Below are 24,677 nucleotides of genomic sequence, written 5' to 3' on the forward strand. Positions count from 1 at the left end.
GCGCGTGACACATGTGTAGCTTTTTCACATTGTTGGATGACCTTGGAGTGAATGATGGCGTCGGAGCAGCTTGACGCGGCCATGAGCCACTGGAAAGCGGGAGATCTCGACCAGGCCGCCGTGCTGTTCAGGCAGATCGCGGCCACGGGTGACCCGGAGGCGTCCCACCTGCTGGCCGGGCTGCTGCACGAGCAGGGGGACCTGGAGGGCGCGGAGGCGGCGCACCGGTCGGTGATCCAGTCGGGCGACCCGGTGTTCGGGCAGCGTTCGGCCATCGCCATGGGGATGATGCTCGTGACGGCCAAGGAGTGGGCGGCCGCGCACCGGGTGCTGATGATCGCCTCGGACGGGGCGGATTTCGAGGTGGCCGCGCTCGCGGACACCGCCCTCGTGCTGGTGCTCACGCAACTGGGCGACGAACCCGGCGCGCAGGCGGCGCTGGAGCGGGCCCGCAGGTCCGACAGCCCCTCGGTGGCGGAGCTGGCCGCCCGGCTGGAGCTGCCCGACTTCGAGCAGGATCCGGCCTCGGCCAGGGACCTGTACGAGGTGGCCGAGGACGAGGACGACTACCGGGCGCTGCTGACCTGCGGCGACCCGGAGGTGGTGTCGCTGTCGGCGTTCAAGCTGTACCGGGCGTACGCCGACGACGGCGAGTTCGGCGCGGCCCGCGAGGTGTGCGAGCACGCCATCGCCGTCGGCCACCCCGACCACCTGGCCATGGCGCACAGCCTGCTCGGCGCGGTGCTGGTGGACCTCGGCGAGTACGCCGAGGCCGCGGCCGCCTACCGGGTGGCCGCCGAGGACCCCAGGCCCGAGTTCCGGCTCCCCTCGCTGATCGAGCTGGCCAAGGTGACCGCGCAGCTCGGGGACGTGGCCGAGACCAGGGGGATCTTCCACCGGGTGATCGCCAGCGGCCAGCGCGAGTACGCCGTCGAGGCGCACGCCTGCCTGGCCCAGATGCACACCGAGGCGGGAGAGGCCGCCGAGGCGCTGACCGAGCTGCGCGCCGTGCTGGAGGCCGGCGAGAACGAGTGGGCCTCGATCTGCGTCACGCTGCTCGGCCTGCTGCACGACGGTCATCCGGAGGCACGCGACGAGGTCATGGAGCTGGTCCGGCTGGCGGCCGGGAGCGACGACCCCGACACCTCGTTCAAGGCCGCGCTGCTGCTGGAGCACGCCGCCAGGCAGCAGCCGCTGGCCGACCCCGTCGAGGAGCAGGCGTTCCAGGACATCGACGACGGCCTGGCCCGGCTGCGGGAGGGGGACCTGGGCGAGGCCAGGCGGCTGCTGCGCGGAGCCGTCGACTCCGGCGCGCCCGTCCAGTCGTCGCGGGCCATGGTGGTGCTGGCCGAGCTGGAGATGGGCGAAGGGGACCGGGAGCAGGCGGACGAGCTGCTCGCGTACGTGGCCGAGGGCGAGGACGTGCTGGAGGGGCTGCACGCGACGTTCCTGCTGCACCTGGTGCGCGAGTCAGGTGAGGAGCCGCATCCCGTGCTGGCCGCGATACTCGCCCACCAGCGGCTCGGCAGGGAGGAGGGCCTGGTCCGCTACGAGGCCGCCACCGCGCATCCCGACCCGGCGGTCGCCGCGATCGGCACCGCCGTGTTCGCCCAGGTGCTGGCCTCGATCGGGTACGACCTGTCGGAGGCGTCGGAGATGTTCACCCGGGCGGCGGACAGCGGGGACCCGCTGGCGCTGTCGTACACGGCGCTGCTCCGCAAGGACCTGCCCACGGGCGCGGACCAGGCCGTCGAGCTGCTACGCCGGGCCAGGGCGGGCGGACATCCCGTGCTCGCGCCGTGGGTGGCGCACCACCTGGGCGGGCTGGTCGAGGAGGACGACCCGGCCGAGGCGCGGGCCGCGTACGAGTCGGTGCTGGAGAGCACGACGCACAAGGGGCTGCGGGTCGAGGCCGCCGCCGGGCTGGTCGGCGTGTACGAGCGGCAGGGCGACCTGCTGGCCGCCTGCCGCCTGCACGAACGGCTGATCGCGGAGGGGAGGCAGGACCGCGCCGCGCTGCCGCTGGCGTTCACGCGGGTCAGGCTCGACGACGTCGAGGCCGCCCGGGCCGCGCTCGCCCTGGCCTCCGACGAGGTCGGCGCGTTCGGCGCGCTGCTGCTCGACGAGGACTTCGAGGCCGCGCGGCGGGCCTTCCCGCAGGAGGAGGTCCCGGCCGTGATGGCGACGGCGCTGGCCATGGAGAGCGCGCACGCCTGGCGGCGCCTCGGCGCGACGGCCGCCGCGGACGGGGCGCTCGCGCTGGCCGCCGCGGTCGGCGAGCCGCGGGACGAGCGGCAGCGGGCCGGCTGCTACCTCGGCGCGCTGCGCTCCGACGCGGGGGACCGGCGCGGCGCGATGGCGGCGCTCATGGGAGCGCTGGGCGACGACGAGCACCTGAACGGCGTGGCGCTGCGCTCGGCCGGCCAGATCCTGCGCGAGCTGGGCGAGCACGCCGAGGCGGTCGAGACGCTCACCCGGGTGCCGGGAGCGGACGGCGACCGTGACCTGACTCTGATGATCGGCGACTCCCTCGTGGCCTGCGGCCGGGCGGAGGAGGCGCGTGAGCTGCTGGCCGGGAGGTTCGGCGCGGACGCGACGCTGCACCTGGCCACGTTCCTGCGCGACCACGGTGACCCGCGGGCGGCGCTGGCGGCCATGAAGGCCGCGCCGCCGCACGTGAGCGGCGAGTCCCAGCGGCTGCTCGGCGGCCTGCTGGCCGAGACGGGGGACCTGGAGGGGGCGAAGGCGGCGTTCGAGCTGGGGGCGGCCGTCGATCCCGGGTCCGAGCCCGAGACGATGCTGGCCGCCGGCCGCTGCCTGCTGGGGACGCCCGAGACCGACGCCGCGCGCTTCGCGCTGGAGCGGGCCGCGGCGCAGGAGGAGGATCCGTTCCGCGCCGCCGTGGCCGCGTACCTGCTCGGGAGAGGTGACGAGGAGGACCTGCCCTGGGTGCTGGCGGCGGAGGGCGACCGGGAGGGCGCGCTGGCGGCGCTGGCCGGGCGGACCGGCTCAGAGCTCATCGCGCAGGTGCTGCTCGCGGTCCAGACCGGCGAGGTGGACGGCCTGCGCGGCCCGCTGTCCGAGCTGCCCGTGCCGGACCGGTCGGAGGCCCTGCGCGAGCTGCTGGCGCACGGCCTGGAGTCCGGCGCCGAGGCGGCCGAGCCGCTCTTCCGGCTGGTGGCCGAGCTGGGTGAGCCCGAGCTCGCCGCGCGGGCCGGGATCGAGCTGGGCGGGATCCTGTCGAACGCCGGCGACCAGTGCCGGGCCGAGCGGTGGCTGCTGCCGGCCACCGAGGTCGAGGCGACGGCCGAGACCGCCTGGCGCTACCTCGCCACCGTCCGCCGCCGCCGCGGCGACCTCGGCGGCGCGATCGAGGCCGCCCGCGCCGCCCTGCCCGCCACCGCCTCGCTCGTCGCCGAGCTGCTGGAGGAACGCGGCGAGTACGGCGAGGCACGACGGCTGCTGACCGAGGGCGCGGCGGCCGGCGACCTGGACTGCCACCAGAGGCTGCTCGTCCACCTGCGTCAGCGGGAGGACTTCGACGCCCTCGTGGCGCAGGCCGAGCTGGCGGCCGGCACCGGCGATCCCGAGACCGTGGCGCTGGCCTACTGGACCTGGGGCGACGCCCGCAAGGCCATGGGCGACCTGCCGGACGCGGCCCTGCTGTACGTCAAGGGCGTCGAGACCGGGTTCCCCGGCACCACGCCGCCCATCCGGGTCGACCTCGCCGTGACCCTGCGCGACCTGGGCGACGCCGCCGGGGCGGACCGGGAGCTGCGCCTGGCCGTGGAGTCCGGCGACCCGGGCACCGCGGCGAGAGGCGGCGTCCTGCTGGGCGTCTGGCTGCACGAGGACGGCGACCACCTCGGCGCGGCGCGGGCGTTCGCCACCGTGGTCGCCGGCGGCCACGGCGACTTCGCCCAGACCGCGATGAACAACCTCGAGGCGCTCGCCTACCAGGCGTGCCGGCGCGGTGAGCACGCGCTGGCCGTCGAGGTGCTGTCGATGACGGGCCCGACCGGCGAGCGAGCCGGCGAGCAGGTCAAGGAGCAGGCCTGGGAGCTGGGCGACCTGTGCGAGGACCCGGCGGCCGTGCGGGCGTACTACGAGCTGGCCGGCCCGGGACCCTTCACCGAGCTGCGCATCGCCGCGCGGCTGGAGGAGCTGGAGCGGACCGACCAGGCCCGCGCGATCTACGAGGGGCTGAAGGACCACGACGACCCCGACGTCAGGTTCGTGGCCGGCGGCAGGCTGCTGTCGCTGCTCGACGCGGAGGGCGACGCCGCGGCCTTCTACGACCTGGCCGAGCGGCAGGCGGGCGACGCCGACAGCCCCGGGCAGGGGGTGTTCGGCAGCCTGTTCGGCATGCTGCAGGGCAGCCAGGGCGACACCGAGGCGTCGCTGCGCACGCTGCGCGCGGCGGCGGAGAGCGGCGAGCCGACCGCGCTGAGCGTCTTCGCGCAGACGCTGGTCGAGACCGGCGAGGTGGAGGAGGGCCGGCAGGTGTACCTGCGGGTGCTGGACGCCGGCGACGCCGACCTCGCCGCGCGGGCGATGGTCGCGATCGGCCGGACCTACCACGACGAGGACGAGGAACGGGCGCGCGAGTGGTACCGCAGGGCCGTCGAGGAGAGCGAGGGGCACACCAGCGCGCTGGGCGCGATGTACCTGGGCGCGCTGGCCAAGCGGGAGCGGGACTTCCCCGAGGCGCTCACCTGGTACCAGCGGGTCATCGACGCGGGCGACTCGGAGTCGGGGATGGCCGCGGCGCACCTGGGCGAGCTGTGCTACTGGCTGGGGGACCGCGACGGGGCGCTGCGTTACTACGAGCTCACGCTGGGGCTGAGCCGGCAGGACGACCTGGTGGCCGAGGCCGCGTACCGGCTCGGCGAGATCCGGTACGAGCGCGGCGACCTCGATCTGGCCCGCCGGCTGCTGGCCACGGCCGTCGACACCGGGGACACCGCCTTCGCCCCGCAGGCCGAGACGTTGCTCAGCAAACTTGCCGTTAATTAAATGACCAAATAGTCTCATCCAGTCAAACAAATGGGGTGAGACGTATGGCGAGAGCGGGAAGACCGCCGCAGGATCCGGCGCGCCAGATCGAACGGGCGCACCGGATCCTCGACGCGGTCGCCGAGCTGGTGCTGCGCTGGGGCTACGACAAGACCACGATCGATGACATCGCGCAGCGGGCGGGGGTCGCCAAGGGCACCATCTACCTGCACTGGAAGACCCGCGACGACATCTTCGCCGCGCTGCTGCGGCGCGAGCGGGTCAGCCTGGTCGAGGCGGTCCGCGGCCGGGAGCCGGCCACGCCGGCCGAGCTGTTCGGCGAGTTCTCCCGGGCGCTGCTGCGCCGGCCGCTGCTGCACGCGGTGCTGAGCGGTGACTCCGAGGTGCTCGGCAAGCTGACCCGCCAGAAGCGGGCGAACACGGCGCGGCTGCGCATCGACGGGCCCTTCGAGGACTACGTGGCCCGGCTGATCGAGCTCGGCGCGGTGCGCGAGCAGCCCGGCCACCACGTGCGGGTGATCACCTCGATCGTGTACGGGTTCCTGTTCCTTCCTGGCGGACTGACCGACGGGCCGCCCGAGGAGCTGCCCGACGGGGGCAGGCCGTCCGACGACCGCATCGCCGAGCTGGTGGCCGACACCATCGAGCGGGCCGTGAGCACGGGCCGGCCCCTGGACGCCGCCGCCGCGAAGGCCGTCGCGGGCGCCACCCTCGACTTCCTCGACGCCGCGGCCGACCTGGCCGGGCGCAAGCTCGCGGCGTCCCTGGGCGCCGAGCCGCAGAGAACCGGGTCACCGAGCACGGGGGAGCGGGCGAGATGAAGGCCGTCATCCCCCTCGACGACGCCGCCGCCGACCTCGCGACCGCGGGTGGCAAGGGCGCCTCCCTGGCCAGGCTGACCAGAGCCGGGCTGCCCGTACCCGGCGGTTTCCACGTCACGACCGCCGCCTACCGCGCGTTCGTGGCCGGTTTCCAGGACGAGATCCTGCGGGCCGCCGCCGCCGATCCCGGCTCCATCCCGGCGCTGTTCGCCGCCCACGAGGTGCCCGGCCCGATCGCCGGCGAGATTCTGCGCGCGTACGAGGCGCTCGGCCGGGACGTCCCGGTGGCCGTGCGCTCGTCGGCCACCGCCGAGGACCTGCCGGACATGTCGTTCGCCGGCCAGCAGGACACCTACCTCAACATCCGCGGCGACGCCCTCCTCGACGCGGTCAGGCGCTGCTGGGCCTCCCTGTGGAACCCGCGCGCCATCGCCTACCGCGACACGAACGGCGTGCCGCACGACGACGTGGCCCTGGCCGTGGTGGTGCAGGAGCTGGTCTACGCCGACGCGGCCGGCGTCATGTTCACCGCCGACCCCGTCACCGGCGCCCGCGACGACACCGTGATCAACGCGTCGTGGGGGCTGGGCGAGGCGGTCGTCGGCGGCCAGGTCACGCCGGACACGATCGTGGTGTCCGGCGGCGCGGTCACCTCCTCCCGGGTCGGCGACAAGCAGGTCATGACCGTACGCACCGAGGCGGGCACCGAGGAACGGCCGGTCCCCGCCGGCCTGCGCGACGCGGCCGTGCTCGACGACGCCGAGGCCGTGCGGCTGGCCGCGCTGGGCGCGCGCGTCCAGGACCTGTACGGCACCCCCATGGACGTGGAATGGACCCGGCGCGACGGCGATTTCGCGATCGTCCAGGCCCGCCCGATCACCGGCATCAGGCCTCCGCTGGAGGAGTGGAACGACAGCCTCAAGGGCGACTACCTGTGGACCGGCGGCAACCTGGGTGAGGCCATCCCCGACGTGATGACCCCGATCACCTGGTCGTACGTGCGGCTGTTCATCGGCGAGGCCATGTCCGCCGCCTCGATCCCCGGCTTCGACCTGGTGGGCAACATCGGCGGCCGGTTCTACATGAACCTGAGCGTCGTCCACTCCATCGCCGGCGCCCTGGGCATGAGCGGCCGGCTCAGCGCCGTCGAGCAGGTCTTCGGCAAGCTGCCGCCCGGCCTGGAGGTGCCGCGCGTGCCGGCGTCCCGCTGGGAGATCATCAGACGGGTCCTGCCCATGGCCGTACGCCTGCAGGGCCGGGTGCGGCAGAACCTCAAGGGCATGCGCGCGTTCCTGGACACCTCGCGGCGGCGCTGCGAGGAGCTGCGCGACCGCGTGGCCGCCACCACGTCCGGCGCCGAGCTGGCCGGCCTGTGGGAACGGGAGATCCGGCCGCACCTGGTCACCGCCTGCCGCATGCTGGAGGCGGCCGGCCGCCAGGGCGGCTCCACGCTCGTCTACACCCGCGACCGGCTCTACCGGATGATGGGCGAGGCGGACGCCGAGGCCATGCTCACCGGCGTCAACGCCGAGGGCGAGCTGGCCAGCATGGGCCCGGTCATGGGCCTGTCCAGGCTGGCCCGCGGCGAGATCACCAGGGACGAGTTCGCCCGGGGTTACGGGCATCGCGGCCCCCACGAGTTCGAGGTCTCCATCCCGCGGCCCGGCGAGGACCCCGCCTGGATCGACGCCCAGCTCGCGGGCCTGCGCGACCTCGGGGCCGACACCCAGGCGCTGCTCGCCCGGCAACGGGAGGCGCGCGAGGCGGCCTGGGCGCGCTTCGCCCAGCGGCATCCGGGCAAGGAGGATCGGATGCGGGCCAGGGTGCGGCGCTGGAACGCCGTCGTACGCGATCGGGAGAGCACCCGGTCGGAGACGATGCGCGCGTTCTGGGTGCTGCGGGCGTTCACCGTCCGCGCCGGCGAGCTGACCGGGGCCGGCGACGACGTGTTCCACCTCTACCTGGAGGAACTGCTCGATCTGCTGCGCGGCGACCGGGCCGTGCTGGAGCGGGTGCCGTCGCGGCGGGCCACCCACGAGCGCTACGCCGCTCTGCCGCCCTACCCCGTGCTGATCGTCGGCCACTTCGACCCCGTGCGCTGGGCGGCCGACCCCGGACGCAGGGCCGACGTGTACGACGCCCGCGGCCCGGGGACGCCGGTGAGCGACACCGTGACCGGCTTCCCCGGCGCGCCCGGCGTGGTCGAGGGCGTGGCCAGGGTGATCGCGGGCCCCGAGGACGGCGAACGGCTCAAACCGGGCGAGATCCTGGTCACGACGCTGACGAACGTGGGCTGGACGCCGATGTTCCCGCGCGCGGCCGCGGTCGTGACCGACATGGGCGCCCCGCTGTCGCACGCCTCGATCGTGGCTCGCGAGCTCGGCATCCCGGCCGTGGTGGGCACCGGCAACGCCACCATGCGGCTGCGCGACGGGGACCGGATCAGGGTGGACGGGGAACGGGGCACGGTCGAGTTGCTGGCGTGAAAAGTTCGCGCCAAGTCGCTCGCGAAGGCCGTTGGCGTGTGATCCCGTCGAGGACCATGATCGAACAGTGGCTCGAAGACGAGCGTGAACTCGAAGCGCGTTGTGCCCGATTCCGGAACGCCCAGCAGGCGCTGGAGCGCAAGGACCGGGAGGAGGAGGTTGAGCGTCCCGGGGAGATGGGACCGGCGGCATGACCGGGCCGGCCTGCCCGCCCCGCTGGTAGCGGAGGCCGAGCGCCGGCTGGGCGCCGTACGGGGATTCGAGCCGCGGCGGGGCGGCTGCTCGTACGGCGTCCTCGGCGTGCTCACCCTCGACGGCGGGCGGCGCGTGTTCGTCAAGGCGACGCCGCCTGGCTGCGCACCCGCTGGGCGGCGGGTGAAGGTGGGTGAGAACAAGGGTGTGGCGCGGGGTCACGAAGGTGAGACCGGGAGCGTGGCGCGGGGTCAGGAGGGTGAGACGGTGGTGTGCTGCGGCGGGATGAGGTTGTGCCCGCCCTGGCTCAGCGCGTTGACGAACAGGCGCTCGCCCCCGGGGAGCCCGGCCAGCCTGAGGATCAGGTCGCGGGCCACGATGCGCCACCGGTGTGAGGGGGCCATCCACTGTATGAACCGCCGGCCGAACCGCTGCACCTCCGAGATGACCGGCTCCATCCGCGCCTGGTAACGGACCAGCGCGCTGGCCGGATCCATCGCGTCGGACGTCAGCTCGTCGGCCAGGATCCACGCCGCCGCCATGGCCATGGACGCCCCGTGCCCGGCGAACAGCGACACCGCCTGGCAGGAGTCGCCCAGGAGCACGATCCGGCCCCGGTGCCAGCGTTCCATCACCACCTGCGTCACCGTGTCGTGGTAGAGGGCGGGCGGCTCGGGGCAGCGCGCCAGCACGTCCGGCAGGATCCAGCCGAGGTGGCCGAAGTGGCGGCGCAGCGCGGCGGCGGGGTCGGCGGGCAACTCGGGGTCGGGCTCGCGGCGCAGGAACAGCAGCGCGAGCCGGTCGTCGCCCAGCGCGTACGCGCCCGCCATGAGCCCCGGTTCGGTGAGCATCTGGTAGCGGACGCCCACCCGGCGGCTCAGCTCCGCGTCCGTCAGGACGCAGGCCGCCACCTGATGCCCGAGATAGCGCGGCGCCACGTCGCCGAACGCCAGCTCACGCACCCGCGAACGCGCGCCGTCCGCGCCCACCAGGAGATCGACCTCGCGGGACGTGCCGTCGGTCAGCCGCACCGACACCCGGCGGCCGTCCTGCTCGGCGGCCTCGACGCTGGTCCCGTACGTGACGGGCGCGCGCACGTCGTCGGCGATGATCCGGGCCAGGTCGCCCCGGAGCAGGCTGAGCACCCCCTCCAGCCCGCCCGCCCCGAGCTTGAGCCGGCTGCGGGGCCGCCCAGAACCGTCGACGTAACGGACCTCGTCGACCGGGTGGCGCGCCTCCGTCAGCCGCTCCCTCAGCCCCATGCGCTCGGCCACCACGAGACCGGCGCCGTAGAAGTCGATCAGGTAGCCGCCCTCGCGGAACGCCTCCGCCCGCTCGACCAGCTCCACCTCCCAGCCGGCGCGTTCGAGATGCCAGGCCAGGGTCAGCCCGGCGATGCCGGCGCCGCAGATCAGAGCCTTCACGCTTCCGTCCTCCTCGTTCTGGTACGGGGGCCGCTCACCGGGTCGGGAGCGGTCTATCCGGCGGCGAACATGGCCCGCAGCGGCGCGGCCAGCGCGGCCGGGTCGAGGCCGGGGTCGAGCGCCCGGTGCAGCACGATCCCGTCGAGCGAGGCCGCCAGCAGCGCGGCCGCGGCCTCGGCGTCGCCCCGGTAGCCGTGTGCGGTCAGCCAGGACGCCACGACCGCGCGGAAGCCGCCGATCTGCACCCCGAGCCGTTCGCGCAGCTCGGGCAGCCGGGTCGAGGCGAGGAACATCTCCATGACCAGCAGCGAGGCCGGGTCGGCGCCGCTGTACTGCGACAGCTCGCCGAGCAGCCAGTCGATCCCCTCGCCGATGCCCGGTCGTGCGGCCAGCTCGGCGGCGAGGCCGTCGAGCAGGGCGGTGGTGAAGCCGAGCCCGGCCGCGACGAGCAGGTCGGTGACGGAGGCGAAGTGATAGTGGACCACGCCGGGCGCCACCCCCGCCCGCTCGGCGACCATCCTGGTCGTCACGCCGCCCCAGCCGACCTCGGGGACGAGGGTGACGGCGGCGTCGAGCAGCCGCTGCCGGGTGGTCCTGCCGCGTTCGGCGGAACGGGTCGCCATGGTCTCCTCTTCGGACGAACGGCTTGGGCGAGTGCCTTGGTCGGTCGACTTGGGCAACTGTCCAAACCCTACCCCATGGCGGACCGGCGTGGCATAAATCGGTTGCCGATCGCAGAGACGGTTTGATGTGCTGTCAGGCGGCCGAACGCCTCACCGCCGCGACCGCGGCGATCACCGTCGTGGCCGAGTGACCCGGAGGAGCCCCGATGCGCCAGACGTCCATGTCCCACACGAAAGAAGGAGTAGGCCGATCAGAGGACATGACGTTCGTTGCGTACGCTCAACTTGGGAATCTTGGCGCATGTAGACGCCGGTAAGACCAGCCTGACCGAGCGGCTGCTGCACGCCGCCGGGATCATCGACGAGGTCGGCAGCGTCGATGAGGGCAACACCCAGACCGACACCCTGGCCCTGGAACGCAGGCGCGGCATCACCATCAAATCCGCGGTCGTGTCCTTCGCCGTCGCCGGCACCACGGTCAACCTGATCGACACGCCGGGCCATCCCGACTTCATCGCCGAGGTGGAGCGGGTGCTGAACGTCCTGGACGGCGCCGTCCTGGTCGTCTCCGCCGTGGAGGGCGTGCAGGCGCAGACCCGCGTGCTCATGCGCACGCTGCGCCGGCTCGGCATCCCCACGCTCGTCTTCGTCAACAAGATCGACCGCCGTGGCGCCCGCTATGACGGCCTCCTGCGCGAGCTCGCCGCCAAGCTGTCCCCGTCCGTCGTCGCCATGGGCTCGGTCTCAGGGCTCGGTACGGGCGCCGCCGCGTTCACGCCGTTCGACGGCCAGGCCGCGTTCGCCGAGGAGCTGGTGAACGTGCTCGCCACCCAGGAGGACGCGCTGCTGGCGGCGTACGTGGACGACGAGAGCTCGATCTCCGCCGCCCGCCTGCGTGCCGAGCTCGCGGACCAGACCGGCCGGGCCCTGGCGCACCCGGTCTTCTTCGGCTCGGCCATCACGGGAGCCGGGGTGGAGGCGCTGATGGCGGGCGTCAGGGAGCTGCTGCCGCCCGCCCAGGACGACCCGGACATCCCTATGTCGGGCACCGTCTTCAAGGTCGAGCGCGGCCCGGCGGGGGAGAAGGTCGCCTACGCGCGCATCTTCAGCGGCACCCTGCGCACCCGCGACCGCCTCCGCTTCGACGACCGACGCGGGGGCGCGCACGACGGCGAGCACTCCGGGGGCCGGGAAGGTGTCGAAGGCCGCGAGGGCAGGGTCACCGCGATCAGCGTCTTCGACGGGGGCACGGCCGTGCGCTGCCAGGAGGCGCCCGCCGGCCGGATCGCCCGCCTCTGGGGCCTGGCCGACGTCCGCATCGGCGATCGGCTGACCCGCCCACAGGACCGGGACCCGCAGGACACGGACCCCGGAGCCAGGCGGGCCTCCACAGACGGGCGGGCCTCCGGAGACGAGTGGCCGTCCGGAGACGGGCGGAGGTCAGGCGGCGAGGAGGCGTTCGACGGGCACTTCGCGCCGCCCACGCTGGAGACCGTCGTGTCGCCAGGCCGCGCCGCCGACCGGGGCGCGCTGCACCTCGCGCTGAGCCGGCTCGCCGAGCAGGACCCGCTGATCGGCCTGCGCCAGGACGACGTGCGCCAGGAGGTGTCGGTCTCGCTCTACGGCGAGGTGCAGAAGGAGGTCATCCAGGCCACGCTCCTGGACGACTTCGGCCTGGAGGTCACCTTCCGCGAGACCACCACCATCTGCGTCGAACGCCCGGCCGGCACGGGCGCGGCGTTCGAGCTGATCGGCAAGGAGCCGAACCCGTTCCTCGCGACCGTCGGCCTGCGCGTCGAGCCGGGCGGGGCGGGCGACCCGACCGGCGGGGGAGTGGAGTTCCGGCTGGAGGTGGAGCTGGGGTCGCTGCCGTACGCGTTCATGAGCGCCATCGAGGAGACGGTGCACGAGACGCTCCACCAGGGCCTGCACGGCTGGAGGTGCGGGACTGCGTGGTCACGCTGACCCACTCGGGCTACTGGGCCAGGCAGAGCCATGCCGGCGGCGGCTTCGACAAGAGCATGTCGAGCACCGCGGGCGACTTCCGCAACCTCGTCCCGCTGGTGCTGATGGACGCGCTGCGGCAGGCCGGGACCACGGTGCACGAGCCGATGCACCGCTTCCGCCTGGAGTTGCCGCCCGAGACGCTGGGCCCGGTGCTGCCCGTGCTGGCCCGGCTCGGCGCGACCCCGCGCACCCAGCGCTCCTCCCTGGTGGAGGGGCTGATCCCGGCGGCCAAGGTGCACGAGCTGGAGCGGCGGCTGCCGGGGCTGACCCAGGGCGAGGCCGTGCTGGAGTCCGGCTTCGACCGGTACGAGCGCGTACGCGGCCCGATCCCGCGCCGCCCGCGCACCGACCACAACCCGCTCGACCGCAAGGAGTACCTGCTGCACGTGGTGCGCCGCGTCTGACGCACCCGAGCCCGCGCCGCTCGCACTGAGCGGCCGGAAGTCGGGCCGACCGCCTGCCGGGCAAGGGCCGGTCAGACCTGGCGCAGGTCGGGGTCGGTGGCCACCACGATGACGGCGAGGTAGCCGTCGCCGTCCTGGACGACGTGGGCCAGCATGTCGTCCTTGAAGACGGGGTCGTTGCCGTTGTGGGTGTCGCGGGCCTGGTCGTGCCCGAGGTAAGGGGGGCGGGACAGCACCTTCCTGTTGAGGCTCTCGTCGAACATGAGCTCCGTGCACAGGGCGCGCCGGTCGTCCACGACCACCATCGCGTGGATGTGCACGGTGCGCCCCGGATACCAGCCCGGCCAGATGGTGGTGAAGCGGACCACGCCGCCGGCGTCGGCGATCTGGACGCCGCGCAGGTAACGCTTGCGGTCCGTGGGCCTCATGTCGGCGAACTTCGTGTCGGGGTTGATCTGCGCCTTGCCGTCCTCGCCCCGGTCCTTGAGCGCGTCGCGCGACTCGGACTCGGCGCCCGAGTAGAGCCCGGCGGCGTCGCAGTGCCAGATCTCCACCACGGCTCTGGGCAGCGGCCGGCAGGTGGCGCCGTCCTGCACCTTGATCGCCAGCCGCAGCCGGACGCCCTCCCGGTCCTCGCGCAGGTCGCTGCGGATCGCGCCGGTCTCGAAGTAGTAGGGGCCCTGCATCGTGCTGGGCGCCAGCCGGCACGTCCTGGCCTTGGCGAACAGCGCGTCCGCCTTGGCGTGGGTGCCGGGGTCGAAGGCGGTGGACGGGTCGTCCGTCAGGGTGACGCCGAAGCTGGGGTCGCCGGCGGTGAGCAGGCCGCCGAGGCTGAGTGTGCCGATTCCGGTGATGAGCCGTCGCCGGCTGACCCGCCGGTCTTCGCGATCGTGTACCACGGAAGGTCCTTGGAGATCAGGAGCTACTTCTCGGAACCTCTCATGCGCCGGGGGACTTTCCGCGCAGGCGCGCGGCGCGGCCACGTCGTGACATCAGGCGAAGAAAGTCGTCGAAATCCTTTTCGTTGATACCCAACTGTAATCAGACGCGGTTGGGCTGATCAGCGCCGCCGGATTCTCTTCCGAGCAGGTCATGGCACGTGCAACAACATGCAGGAGTCGATTGACAGACCCGCCTCCGGCGATCTACGTTCCCGAAAACCTTTTAGGTAGTCCCGAGCCTGCCATGTTAGCGCTCACATCCACAAGGGGCCACTCATGAGACGACGATGGGCGGCGGCCCTAGCCGCGGCACTCCTGCTCCTCCCCGGCACCGCGCGGCCCGCACTGGCGGGATCACCACCGCGATCTACACGGCCGACCCGGCCGCGCTGGTCGTCGGCGACACCCTGTACCTCTACACCGGCCACGACGTGGCCCCGACCGGCGGCACGGACTTCGTCATGCGCGACTGGCACGTCTTCACCGACGACGACGGCCAGGTCTACCTGTACTGGGGCTCCTACTACGGGCTGCGCGCGGCCCGGCTCAACGCCGACATGACCTCGATCAACGGCCCGGTCATCACCCCGAGCGGCGTGTCGAACTTCTGGGAGGCCCCCTGCATGTTCAAGCGCGACGGCGTCTACTACCTCGCCTACGCGGCCAACGACGCGGCCTGCTCGGCGCCCGGCTACGCGTGCGTCCGCTACGCCACCGCGAGCGACCCGATGGGCCCGTGGACCCATCGCGGGGTCGTGCTCGACCAGGTGAGCTCGACGACCAACCATCCGGCGATCATCGAGTTCAAGGGGCAGTGGTACATGGTCTACCACAACGCCTCCAGTCCCGGCGGGGGCGACTTCCGCCGCTCGGTGACGATCGACCGGCTCTCCTTCAACGCCGATGGCACCATGCGGAAGGTCGTGCGGACCGGCGGCCCGCTCACCCCGGGCAACCTGGCCGCGAGCGCCACCCCGTCCACCTCGTACGTCTCCCCCTGGGAGACGCTCGGCGCGATCAACGACGGCCACACCGGCGTGGCCGGCGACACGTTCAACCCGATCACGTTCAGCCCGGTCAGCACGACCCGGCTGCGGCTGAACATCACCTCAAGAACCGGCTACTCGACCGGCGTGCTCGAATGGAGGGCCTTCTCATGAGGCGCGTCCTGTCCGCCCTGCTGCTGATCGCGGCTCTGATCGTGGCCGGCGCCCCGGCGCACGCCGACCAGACCATCGGCTACCCCTCCTTCGGCGGTCCCGCCGTCCCGGCGCCGCCGGGGGCGTACACGACCGGCGACATGATGCGGGCGATCTACGAAGCCGAGAGCTCCGGCACTGACTTCTGGATGGACCGGCTGCTGGCCAGGCCCGGCAACGACCCGGCGGGCACCTGGCTCATGTCGCGCGGCCGGGCGCTGTTCATGAAGACGCACACGCCGGGCACGCTCGGGTTCGCCGGGCAGGCCGCGTACTGGGAGAGCATCAGCAACGACAACGCGTTCACCGTCGCGCTCACGCCGGGCACGTTCACCGAACAGGTGAGCTCGCGCCGGCAGGCGCCGAGCCACTGGAAGAGCCGGCACACCAGCGGCTCGATCGCCGTCAACCAGACGAAGTTCATCACCGACAACAACGTGGCCGTGGCCAACCTGGCGATCACCAACGGCGGCTCCGCCTCGGCCACGCTGCAACTGCGCGCCACCTCCCCGTACGCCACCACCGGCTCGGGCGCCGAGCTGACCGGCCAGGTCAACGCCTACAACGACCTGACCACCCTGCGCCCGCGGCTCACCTGCGACGGCTGCGCCGTCTCCAGTGGCGGGCTCAACCGCTCGCTCACGATCGCCGCGGGCGCCACCGTCACCGTCAAGGTCGTCATGGGCTTCGTCACCGACGAGATCCCGGCCTCCCGCACCGAGTACGACGCCTACGCCGGCTACTCGGCCGCCACCGCGTTCGCCACCCACGTGCGCGCCTACAACCGCTGGTGGGCCGAGAACGTCCCCTACATCGACGTGCCCGAGCCGGCCATCAAGAAGAACATCTACTACCGCTGGTGGCTGATGCGCTTCAACCACCTCGACGCCGACATCCCCGGCCAGACCTTCCAGTTCCCCACCTCGACCGAGGGCGTGCTCGGCTACAACAACGCGATCGCGCTGACCCAGCCCATGCACATCGACGACCTCAAGTACCTGCGCGACCCGATCTACGCCTACGGCGACTGGCTGAGCGTCGGACAGACCTCCAAGAACGGCCGCTTCCTCGACAACCCCGGCGATCCGGAGAACTGGTCCAACAGCTACACCCAGTACATCGGCGAGGCCGCCTGGAAGAGCTACCAGATCCACGGCGGCCAGCCCGCCATCGCGGCCAACCTGGCCCGCTACGCCGAGCAGGACGTCAAGGGGCAGCTGTCCTTTTACGACACCGACAACAACAAGCTGATCGAGTACGACTGGGGCGCCCTGACCGGCAACGACGCCGACGCCGTCTCCTTCCACTGGAAGCCGGGCCGGATGGACCGGGCCGAGAGCGCCTACCAGTACAGCGGCGCGCTGGCCGCCGCGCAGGCGTACGAGACGGCCGGCAACACCGCCAAGGCCGCCGAACTGCGCACGCTGGCCACGCAGATCCAGAACGCCATCGTCGGCGTGCTGTGGAACCCGGGCAGGCAGCTCTTCGAGCACCGGCTCAAGTCCACCCATGAATGGGTGCCGTGGAAGGAGATCAACAACTATTACCCGTTCGCCGTCGGCGCGATCCCCGACACGGCCACCTACAAGCAGGCGCTGCGCCTCTTCGACGATCCGGCCCAGTATCCGATCTTCCCCTTCTACACCGCCAACCAGGCCGACAAGGCGGCCTCGGGCACCGGCAGCAACAACTTCTCCACGATCAACTCCACCGTGCAGTTCCGCCTGCTCTCCTCGGTGCTGCGCGATTACCCGAACGAGTGGATCGACGCGACCTGGTACAAGAAGCTCCTCTACTGGAACGCCTGGGCCCAGTACGTGGGCGGCAACACCCAGTGGCCGGACGCCAACGAGTTCTGGGCCGACTGGAACGGCTCCTCCATCGCCTACCGATCCTGGATCCACCACAACATCCTGGGCAGCGGCAACTGGACCGTGATCGAGGACGTCGCCGGGCTGCGGCCGCGCAACGACGCCAAGGTGGAGCTCTCGCCGATCGACATCGGCTGGACCCACTTCACCGTCAACAACCTGCGCTACCGCGGCGCCGACCTGACCATCGTCTGGGACGACCCGGCCGACGGCGTCGTCCGCTACCCCGGCGTGCCCGAGGGCTACTCCATCTACGTCAACGGCGCGCGCGCCGCCACGATCTCCGCACTCGTGCCCTTCACCTGGGACCCTGCCACCGGAACGGTCACCACGAGCGGCACCGTCACCCACCACGTCGCCGTCTCAGGGCTGCGCTCGCCGGCCCAGGTCGTCCACAGCGGCGCCCGCATGGTCGACCTGCTCGCCAAGGCCGGCGTCGACCTGACCGCCGACCTGGCCGACCTGGCCGCCGGCGCCACCGCCACGGCCTCCACCACCGCCTCCGGCAGCTCGGCGGCCGGCGCCGTGGACGGCTTCCCGATCAACGAGCCGTTCTGGGGCGGCACCACCGCCGGACAGGACTGGTACGAGCTCAACTTCGGCACCGCCCGCACCCTCGACGAGGTCCGGCTCTACTTCAAGGACAGCCGTCCGGCGAGCGCGACCTACCGGGCGCCCGCGTCGTACGACCTCCAGTACCACAACGGCTCGGCCTGGGTCAGCGTGCCCGCGCAGACCAAGACCCCGGCCGCGCCGCGGGCCAACTACAACCTGGTGCGCTTCCCCGCGATCACCGCCCAGCGCGTCCGGGTGCTGGCCACGGCCGCCTCCGGCGCGCGGACCGGCCTCACCGAGATCAAGGCGCACCACCGGGGCGGCGTGCAGCCGCCGTCCAACCTGGCGCGGTCGGCCACGCCGACCGCGTCCTACACCTCGTCATGGGAGAGCGTGAACGCCGTCAACGACGGCATCGACCCGCCCTCCTCCAACGACACGGTCAACCCGCGCTGGGGCTGCTGGCCGCAGACCGGCCAGCAGTGGGTGGACCTGACCTGGTCCTCGGCCCGCACCCTGAACCGGGCCGAGGTGTACTTCTTCGACGACGAGCAGGGCATCGACATGCCGGCGTCGTGGAGGCTGCAGTACTGGAACGGCAGCGCGTACGCGGACGTGCCCGGCGCTTCGGCGTACACGCCGGCCGAGAACGCCTACAACGCCGTCACCTTCACCGCGACCGCCACCACCCGCCTGCGGGTGCTGCTCACCGGGACCGGCACCAGCTCCGTCGGCCTGCTGGAGGTCAGAGCCTACGGAACCTGAGGCCTCATCGTGAGGAGCGCTCCCGATATCGGGGGCGCTCCTCCTCTTGACGGCGCCCGTGCCACGGGCGCACCATCGCGAGCATCGGAGTAATGACATTCTCACTTTCGGTGACGTAGCGCGGCGCTGTCGGGCAAGCTGCTGTCACAAATCCGGCCGATGGGTGGCGATCGCATGGTGGGCAAGTGGCAGGCAGGCAACCTCCCGGCGGAGTTGACGAGCCTGATCGGCCGCCGGGCCGAGCTGGAACAGGTGCGCCAGGCCGCCCGGCGCTCCCGCCTGGTCACGCTCACCGGCGTGGGCGGCGTCGGCAAGTCCCGCCTCGCGTTGCGCGCCGCCGCCGGCCTGCGGCCCCAGTTCAGCGGTGGAGCCTGGCTGGTGCAGTTGTCGCCGCTCGTGGACGGCTCGTTGTTGCCGCACGCCATCGCCGAGGCGCTCAGGCTCACCGACCAGACCACCCGCCCGATGGTCGAGGTGCTGGCCGAGCACCTGTACGACCGGGAGATCCTGCTCGTCCTCGACACCTGCGAACACCTCGTCGGCGCCTGCGCCAGGACGGTCGAGACGCTGCTCGACGCCGTGCCGGGCTTGCGTGTGCTGGCCACCAGCCGCCGCCCGCTCGACGTGCCCGGCGAACTCGTCTACGTGGTCGACCCGCTGCCGGTCCCGCCGCCCGGCACGAGCGCCGGCCTCGGTGACGCGGTGGCGCTGCTGGCCGAGCGCGCCGCCGAGACCGTGCCCGGCTTCGACCTGGCCGACCAGGACCAGGATGCCGTCATCCGGCTGTGCCGGCGGCTGGAGGGCATCCCGCTGGCGATCGAACTGGCGGCGGCGCGGTTGCGCGAGATGCCGGTGGCGCAGCTGGCCGACCGGCTCGACGACAGATTCGCCACCCTCCGCGACGATCCCGCCGCCCCGGCCGCGTCGTTAACCGATCCCGCCGCGTCGGGAGACGCGGCCGCATCGGGCGCGTCCGGCGAGGCCGGACCGCCGTGGCACCAGGCGCTGCGCACCGCCATCGGATGGAGTCACGAGCTGTGCGAGCCCGCCGAGCGGCTGCTCTGGGCGCGGCTGTCGGTGTTCGCCGGCGACTTCGACGCCGAGGCCGTACGCCGGGTGTGCGCGGACGACCTGCTCGCCGAGGCCGACATCGGGCAACTCCTCGACGCGCTGGCCGAGGAGTCCATCCTGACCTGGCTGCCGACCGGCGCGGGAGAGCGCTACCGCATGCTGGACACGCTGCGCGAATACGGCGCGGGCTGGCTGCGCGGCCTCGGCGAGGAGGAGCGCTTCAAGCAGCGCCACCGCGAGCACTACCTGTCGCTGGCCACCAAGGGCGCGGCCGGCTGGCTCGGGCCCGGCCAGATCTCCTGGTACGACCGCATGATCGGCGAGCACGACAACCTGCGCGCCGCCATGGAGGTCGCCCTCGGCGTCAAGGACGGCCTGCCCGCGCTGGAGCTGGCCGGGACGCTGGCCTTCTTCTGGTACGGCTGCGGCTACGCCAAGGAGGGCCGCCACTACCTGCGCCAGGCCCTCGACCTGGACACCAGGCCGGGCCCCGCGCTCGCGCAGGCGCTGTGGGCCGACGGCCTGCTCGCCGCCACGCAGGGTGACGCCGACGGAGCCGAGACCAGGGCCGCGGAGTGCGAGCGGGCCGCCCCCGAAGGCGACCCCTACGCCGCCCTGTGCGTCCAGGCCCTGCGCTCCTCCGCCGGGGTCATCAGGGGCGACCTGGTGCAGGCGATGGCCGAGTCGGAGCCCGCGTACCTCGCCCGCTGGAGCGGCGAGCCGCTGACCATCGCCGGCCTGCTGGCGCTGCTGTGCCGGGCCCACGCCTACACCGTCGACAACCGCGTCGACGACGCGATCGCCGTCCTGGAGGACCTGCGTTCGCTCTGCGACGAGCGCGGCGAGCAGCTGATGCGCTCCCACGGCGACCTGCTGCGCGGCCAGGCCGAGCTGAGCGGCGGGCGCCTCGACGCGGCCGTCTCCTACGGGCAGGCGGCGCTGCGCACCAAGAGGCGGCTGCACGACAGCTTCGGCATCGGCATGACCGTGGACCTGCTGGCCCTGGCGGCGGGCGCGGCCGGACGGGGCCTGCGCGCCGCGCGGCTGCTCGGGCTGGCCCAGCGGATCTGGAGCACCCACGGCCAGGCCCAGGCCAGCGTGCCCGCGTGGGTGGCGGCCAGGAAGGGCTGCGAGGCGCAGGCCCGCGACCTGCTCGGCGACAACGCGTACACGGTGGCCTACCGGACGGGGTTCGACAGCGACATCGACGCGGGCATCGCGTACGCGCTCGAACCCGAAGGCGAGGACCTGCCCAACGGCAACCCGTTCAGCTGACCCCCGCCACCGCTCCTCCGAGCGGCCCCCGGCCCGCCCGGCTCAGCGCTGGCGGGCCGGGCGGATGACGAGTTCGTTGACGTCCACGTCCGCCGGCTGGCCGATCGCGTAGGCGATGGCGTCCGCGATGCTGCCGGGCGGGATGGTGTCCTTCCTGTAGTCCCGCATCGCCTCCTGGGCCAGCGGGTCGGTGATGGAGCCGGCCAGCTCCGACTCCACCACGCCGGGCGAGAGGGTGGTGACCCGGATGCCCGGGTCCATCTCCTGCCGCAGCCCCTCGGTGATCGCCCAGGCGGCGTACTTCGTCCCGCAGTAGACCGCCCCCGTCGGCACCACCTGATGGGCGCCGACCGAGGCGACGGTGACGAAGTGCCCCTCCCCCCGGCGCTGGAAGTGCGGCAGGGCGGCGGCGATCCCGTACAGCAGGCCGCGCACGTTCACGTCGATCATCCGGTCCCACTCGTCGACCAGCAGCGCGTCCAGCCGGGACAGCGGCATCACGCCGGCGTTGTTGACGATCACGTCGATGCGGCCGTGCCGCTCGGCGGCGCCGTCGGCGAAGGCGGCGACGTCCCGCCGGTCGGTCACGTCGAGGCGGCGTACGTCGGCCTCGCCCCCCGCGGCCTCGATCGCCTTGGCGATCACGGCCAGCCGGTCCTCGCGCCGGGCGCCGAGGACGACCCGGTGGCCGTCGGCGGCCAGGCGCAGCGCGGTGGCCTCGCCGATGCCGCTGCTCGCGCCGGTGATCAGAACGACCTTGCTCATGAGGTTCCCTCCTGGGACGGGTAGTCGGCGCTGAGCGTGAGCTCGCGCCAGGTGTCGAAGACGGTCGCGAGCGTGCCGAGCCGGGCCGTGGCCACGTCGTAGGCGACCTTGCCGAGCAGCAGCCGCAGCGGCGGCTCGTCGGCCTCGACCGCGGCGATGATCGCCGCGGCGGCGCGCTCCGGGTCGCCGGGCTGCCGGCCGTAGGTGGCCAGGGTCGACGCGCGGCGCGCGCCGGCGGTCTCGGCGTAGTCGCCGATGCCGACCCCGGACTGCCGCATGGACGGCCCGGACCAGTTCGTACGGAACGCGCCCGGCTCCACGATCGTGACCTTGATCCCCAGCGGCCCGACCTCGGCCGCCAGCGACTCCGACAGCCCCTCCACGGCGAACTTGGTCGCGTGGTAGTAGCCGGTCGCGCCGAAGGCGGCCAGGCCGCCGAGCGAGGACACGTTCACGATGTGGCCGGAGCGGCGGGCGCGCATGGCGGGCAGCACGGCCTTGGTGACGTCCACCAGGCCGTGCACGTTGGTGTCGAACAGGGCCCGCACCTGCTCGTCCTCGCCCTCCTCGATCGCGGCCAGATAGCCGTAACCGGCGTTGTTGACCAGCACGTCGATCCGGCCGAACGCGCGCTGCGCCTCGGCCACGGCGTGCTCGATCTGCTTGCCGTCGGTGACGTCGAGCGGCAGGGCGAGGGCGCGGCCGGGATGGCGTCCGACCAGGTCGGCCACCTGCTCCGGGTCGCGGGCGGTGACCACGGCGCGCAGGCCGCGATCGAGGACGGCGCCGGCCAGCGCGCGGCCGAGACCGGTCGAGCAGCCGGTGATGAACCAGACGTTCGTGTCGTTCATGGTGTGAGGTACTTCCTGATGGTTTCGTGGCATGGTCGAATGGCGCGCCGGCGAAGGTCGCCGCGCGGGGGACGGAACGGTTCGGTCGGTGCGGCCGCCCGGCGGATGGATCAGGCGGTGCGGCCGTCCGGTGGCCGGATCAGGCGGTCAGGCTGCCCAGGAGGCCGAGGGCCTCTTCCGAGGCGCTGCCCGGATCGGCCTGGTAGACGACGAGCTGCTGACCCGGCGCGCTGTTGACGGTCAGCGCCTCGTAGTGCAGCGTCAGCTCCCCCACCAGCGGATGACGGAAGCGCTTGGTCTCGTGGGTCTTCTGGCGGATGTCGTGCCGGGCCCACAGCTCGCGGAACTCCCGGCTCTTGAGCGACAGCTCCCCGACCAGCTCGACGAGCGCGGGGTCGTCGTAGTCGGCGCCGATCGACTGGCGCAGCCCGGCGACGGTGTTGAGCGCCACCCGGTCCCATTCGGGATAGAAGGTGCGCGCGTCCGGGTCGAGGAACACCAGCCGCACCAGGTCGCCGCTGTGGGCGTGCCCGGCGAACAGGGCCTCGCCGAGCATGTTGGCGGCCAGCACGGTCATCCGGCGGCCGAGCACCACGGCGGGCGTGTGCGGCCAGGCGTCCATCATCCGCAGCAGGCGGAGGCTGACCTGCTCAGGACCGCCGCCCTGACCACCCTGACCACCCTGACCACCCTGACCACCCTGACCGCCCTGGCCGTGCGGCCGGCCGGCGGTGGGCCTGGCCAGCTCGTGCAGGTGCGCGGTCGCGTCCTCCTCCAGCTCCAGCGCGCGGGCCAGCGCGTCGATCACCTGCGCCGACGGGTGCCGTTCGCGGCCCTGCTCCAGTCGTACGTAATAGTCGGTGCTCACGCCCGCGGCCCGGGCGACCTCCTCACGGCGCAGGCCGGACACCCGGCGGCGGACGCCGACGGGCAGGCCCAGGTCCTCGGGCTGGAGCAGCTCGCGGCGGGCCCGCAGGAACTGCCCGAGCAGGTTCTCCGTGTCCATGCTTCGAGGCTAGGCCAGAAAAGGGCAGGTCGGGGCGCTCAGGGTAGCCGCGCCACACCCACCCTCCGGTGCGGCGGCCACCCGCTGGGAGCCGCCGCTGCTCCGGAGGCGGGTGGTGCTGGCGGAGGTGGCCGGCCCCCGCGCCCGCCGGGACCAGCGTCGGGGTCCAGCCGGCGTCGCCGCCGAGCGTCGTGCCGTTGGCGGCGTTGTACGCGGCCGCCACGTCCACCGGCACGCCGTCCACCAGGTTGTCCCTGGCGGTGATGGCCGTGCCGTTGAACACCGTCAGCACCTTCGCCGCCTCGATCCCGTCGAAGGCGTTGCCGTCCGCGTACACCTGCGAGCCGAACCCCACGCCGATGCTGTAACCGTGCCCGTCGCCGCCCCGGTAGTAGTTGTTGTAGACGTGCACCTGGCCGAAGCGCACCCGTGGCGCGCGCTGCCCGAGCCGGTCGAAGTGGTTGTGGTGCAGGGTGACCTTGAGCTTGTCCTGCTCGCCGTACCTGCCCGGGTTGTCGGTGTTGCCGATCAGGGTCACCTTGTCGTGGCCGCTCAGGTGGTTGCAGGAGAGGGTGACGAAGTTCGAGCCGCGGACGATGTCGAGCAGGCCGTCGTGCACCTGGTACGGGCGGCCGAAGTAGCGCGGCTGACCGGAGTCCGGGTTGTCGCCGTCGTTCAGCGTGTTGTGGTCGATCCAGACGCGCGTCGTCGTTGACGCCGGCGCCAGGGCCGTGGTTGCGGTACTCGGACAGCCGGGCGTCGCGCCAGCTCAGGCCGGACATGTCGGTCCAGGGCGCGTCCTTGACCTGCTGGCCCAGCCACGACTCGCGGATCAGCACCTGGCCGCGCGCCGTGGTGGACCCGCCGGCCGGCCAGGGGAGGCCCAGGTGGAAGGTGCCGGCGGGGGCGTCGCTGACCAGGTGACTGCGGTGGATGAGGATGCCGTACGGGTGGGACACCTCGGTGCTGGCGGCGGTCACGTAGCCGAGGCGCTGCCCGAGGTGCCGTACGGGCCCGAGCCGTCCGGCTTGGGAGTGGCGGCCGAGACGTCGTAGGTGAGCACCACCTCGCGCGGGTCGCGGGTGTCACCGGCCAGCGTGATGTGCGGCTTGTCGGCGGGGATGACCACCTGCTGCTTGTACGTGCCCTTGCGGACCAGGATCGTGACCGGCCTGGTGTTGCCGGACGGCACGGCGTTCACGGCGTCCTGCACGTTCGTGTGGTCACCGGAGCCGTCGGCCGCGACGACGATCGTTCGCGGGCGGGGCGCGGCCGCCGCCGGGGCCGCCGCCGGGGCCGCTGCGAGGGCTGCCGTGGGGGCGGCAGTCGCGAGTGCCGTCAGGGCGATCAGTGGGGGGAGGACGAGGCGTCGCATGCGCAACCTCGGCAGAGTGCGACAAGCGGT

17 protein-coding genes are annotated in these 24,677 nt (G+C 72.9%); 9 read left to right on the forward strand and 8 right to left on the reverse strand.

Annotated features, from left to right (window positions below):
- Window positions 1-81: 81 nt before the first annotated feature.
- Genes B0I32_RS06030 through B0I32_RS57470 form a run of 4 tightly spaced genes read left to right on the forward strand, consistent with a single transcriptional unit; the run spans window position 82 to window position 8,517 of the window.
- Complete coding sequence (locus B0I32_RS06030) at window positions 82-5,016, forward strand: tetratricopeptide repeat protein (RefSeq protein WP_181307064.1); 4,935 nt, start codon at window positions 82-84, stop codon at window positions 5,014-5,016.
- A 44-nt stretch (window positions 5,017-5,060) separates the two neighbouring features.
- Window positions 5,061-5,837: a TetR/AcrR family transcriptional regulator gene (locus B0I32_RS06035; protein ID WP_106235689.1), complete on the forward strand. Its 777-nt coding sequence runs from the start codon at window positions 5,061-5,063 to the stop codon at window positions 5,835-5,837.
- Entirely contained in the window at window positions 5,834-8,323 is a 2,490-nt protein-coding gene (locus B0I32_RS06040; RefSeq protein WP_106235691.1) for a PEP/pyruvate-binding domain-containing protein, read from the forward strand. The genes B0I32_RS06035 and B0I32_RS06040 overlap by 4 nt, the downstream gene beginning before the upstream one ends.
- Before the next feature lie 56 nt (window positions 8,324-8,379).
- Window positions 8,380-8,517: a hypothetical protein gene (locus B0I32_RS57470; protein WP_181307066.1), complete on the forward strand. Its 138-nt coding sequence runs from the start codon at window positions 8,380-8,382 to the stop codon at window positions 8,515-8,517.
- A gap of 249 nt (window positions 8,518-8,766) precedes the next feature.
- Here the strand turns inward: B0I32_RS57470 and B0I32_RS06045 are convergent, their stop codons facing one another.
- Together B0I32_RS06045 and B0I32_RS06050 are read right to left on the reverse strand one after the other, a co-directional pair.
- On the reverse strand, window positions 8,767-9,939 hold the full coding sequence (locus tag B0I32_RS06045; protein WP_181307068.1) for an FAD-dependent oxidoreductase: 1,173 nt from the start codon (window positions 9,937-9,939) through the stop codon (window positions 8,767-8,769).
- 53 nt (window positions 9,940-9,992) lie between these two features.
- On the reverse strand, window positions 9,993-10,562 hold the full coding sequence (locus tag B0I32_RS06050) for a TetR/AcrR family transcriptional regulator (protein WP_106235694.1): 570 nt from the start codon (window positions 10,560-10,562) through the stop codon (window positions 9,993-9,995).
- Between the two features lie 285 nt (window positions 10,563-10,847).
- Between B0I32_RS06050 and B0I32_RS06055 the strand changes: the two genes are divergently transcribed.
- Together B0I32_RS06055 and B0I32_RS58755 are read left to right on the forward strand one after the other, a co-directional pair.
- Window positions 10,848-12,527: a GTP-binding protein gene (locus B0I32_RS06055; RefSeq protein WP_425438082.1), complete on the forward strand. Its 1,680-nt coding sequence runs from the start codon at window positions 10,848-10,850 to the stop codon at window positions 12,525-12,527.
- Window positions 12,515-12,973 carry a hypothetical protein gene (locus B0I32_RS58755; protein WP_219911662.1) on the forward strand — a complete coding sequence of 153 codons (459 nt, stop codon included), beginning with the start codon at window positions 12,515-12,517 and terminating at the stop codon, window positions 12,971-12,973. The genes B0I32_RS06055 and B0I32_RS58755 overlap by 13 nt, the downstream gene beginning before the upstream one ends.
- Before the next feature lie 71 nt (window positions 12,974-13,044).
- Here the strand turns inward: B0I32_RS58755 and B0I32_RS06060 are convergent, their stop codons facing one another.
- Window positions 13,045-13,872, reverse strand: coding sequence for a peptidase associated/transthyretin-like domain-containing protein (locus B0I32_RS06060; protein WP_106235696.1), 828 nt, complete (start codon window positions 13,870-13,872; stop codon window positions 13,045-13,047).
- A gap of 329 nt (window positions 13,873-14,201) precedes the next feature.
- On the opposite strand from B0I32_RS06060, the gene B0I32_RS06065 reads away from it, so the two are divergent.
- The 3 genes from B0I32_RS06065 to B0I32_RS06075 all read left to right on the forward strand — a co-directional run bounded on the left by B0I32_RS06065 (window position 14,202) and on the right by B0I32_RS06075 (window position 20,650).
- A complete protein-coding gene (locus tag B0I32_RS06065; RefSeq protein ID WP_245955628.1) occupies window positions 14,202-15,074 on the forward strand; it encodes a family 43 glycosylhydrolase in 873 nt (290 codons plus the stop codon).
- Entirely contained in the window at window positions 15,071-18,304 is a 3,234-nt protein-coding gene (locus B0I32_RS06070) for an MGH1-like glycoside hydrolase domain-containing protein (RefSeq protein ID WP_106235698.1), read from the forward strand. Before B0I32_RS06065 ends, B0I32_RS06070 begins: the two co-directional genes overlap by 4 nt.
- A gap of 159 nt (window positions 18,305-18,463) precedes the next feature.
- Complete coding sequence (locus tag B0I32_RS06075; protein ID WP_146178058.1) at window positions 18,464-20,650, forward strand: ATP-binding protein; 2,187 nt, start codon at window positions 18,464-18,466, stop codon at window positions 20,648-20,650.
- A gap of 42 nt (window positions 20,651-20,692) precedes the next feature.
- Here the strand turns inward: B0I32_RS06075 and B0I32_RS06080 are convergent, their stop codons facing one another.
- The 5 genes from B0I32_RS06080 to B0I32_RS06105 form a co-directional block, all read right to left on the reverse strand.
- Window positions 20,693-21,415, reverse strand: a complete 723-nt coding sequence (locus B0I32_RS06080; RefSeq protein ID WP_106235701.1) for an SDR family oxidoreductase — start codon at window positions 21,413-21,415, stop codon at window positions 20,693-20,695.
- Window positions 21,412-22,266: an oxidoreductase gene (locus tag B0I32_RS06085; protein ID WP_181307070.1), complete on the reverse strand. Its 855-nt coding sequence runs from the start codon at window positions 22,264-22,266 to the stop codon at window positions 21,412-21,414. The genes B0I32_RS06080 and B0I32_RS06085 overlap by 4 nt, the downstream gene beginning before the upstream one ends.
- A gap of 139 nt (window positions 22,267-22,405) precedes the next feature.
- Window positions 22,406-23,272: a helix-turn-helix transcriptional regulator gene (locus B0I32_RS06090; RefSeq protein ID WP_106235705.1), complete on the reverse strand. Its 867-nt coding sequence runs from the start codon at window positions 23,270-23,272 to the stop codon at window positions 22,406-22,408.
- Window positions 23,157-23,999 (reverse strand): pectate lyase family protein, encoded by an 843-nt coding sequence (locus B0I32_RS06095; protein WP_146178059.1) that lies wholly within the window; start codon window positions 23,997-23,999, stop codon window positions 23,157-23,159. Before B0I32_RS06095 ends, B0I32_RS06090 begins: the two co-directional genes overlap by 116 nt.
- 249 nt (window positions 24,000-24,248) lie before the next feature.
- The gene (locus B0I32_RS06105) at window positions 24,249-24,647 is read right to left on the reverse strand and encodes a pectinesterase family protein (RefSeq protein WP_106235708.1); all 399 of its coding nucleotides are present in this window, start codon (window positions 24,645-24,647) and stop codon (window positions 24,249-24,251) included.
- Window positions 24,648-24,677 lie beyond the last annotated feature (30 nt).

The organism is Nonomuraea fuscirosea (genome assembly GCF_003001935.1).
Taxonomy (GTDB): domain Bacteria; phylum Actinomycetota; class Actinomycetes; order Streptosporangiales; family Streptosporangiaceae; genus Nonomuraea; species Nonomuraea fuscirosea.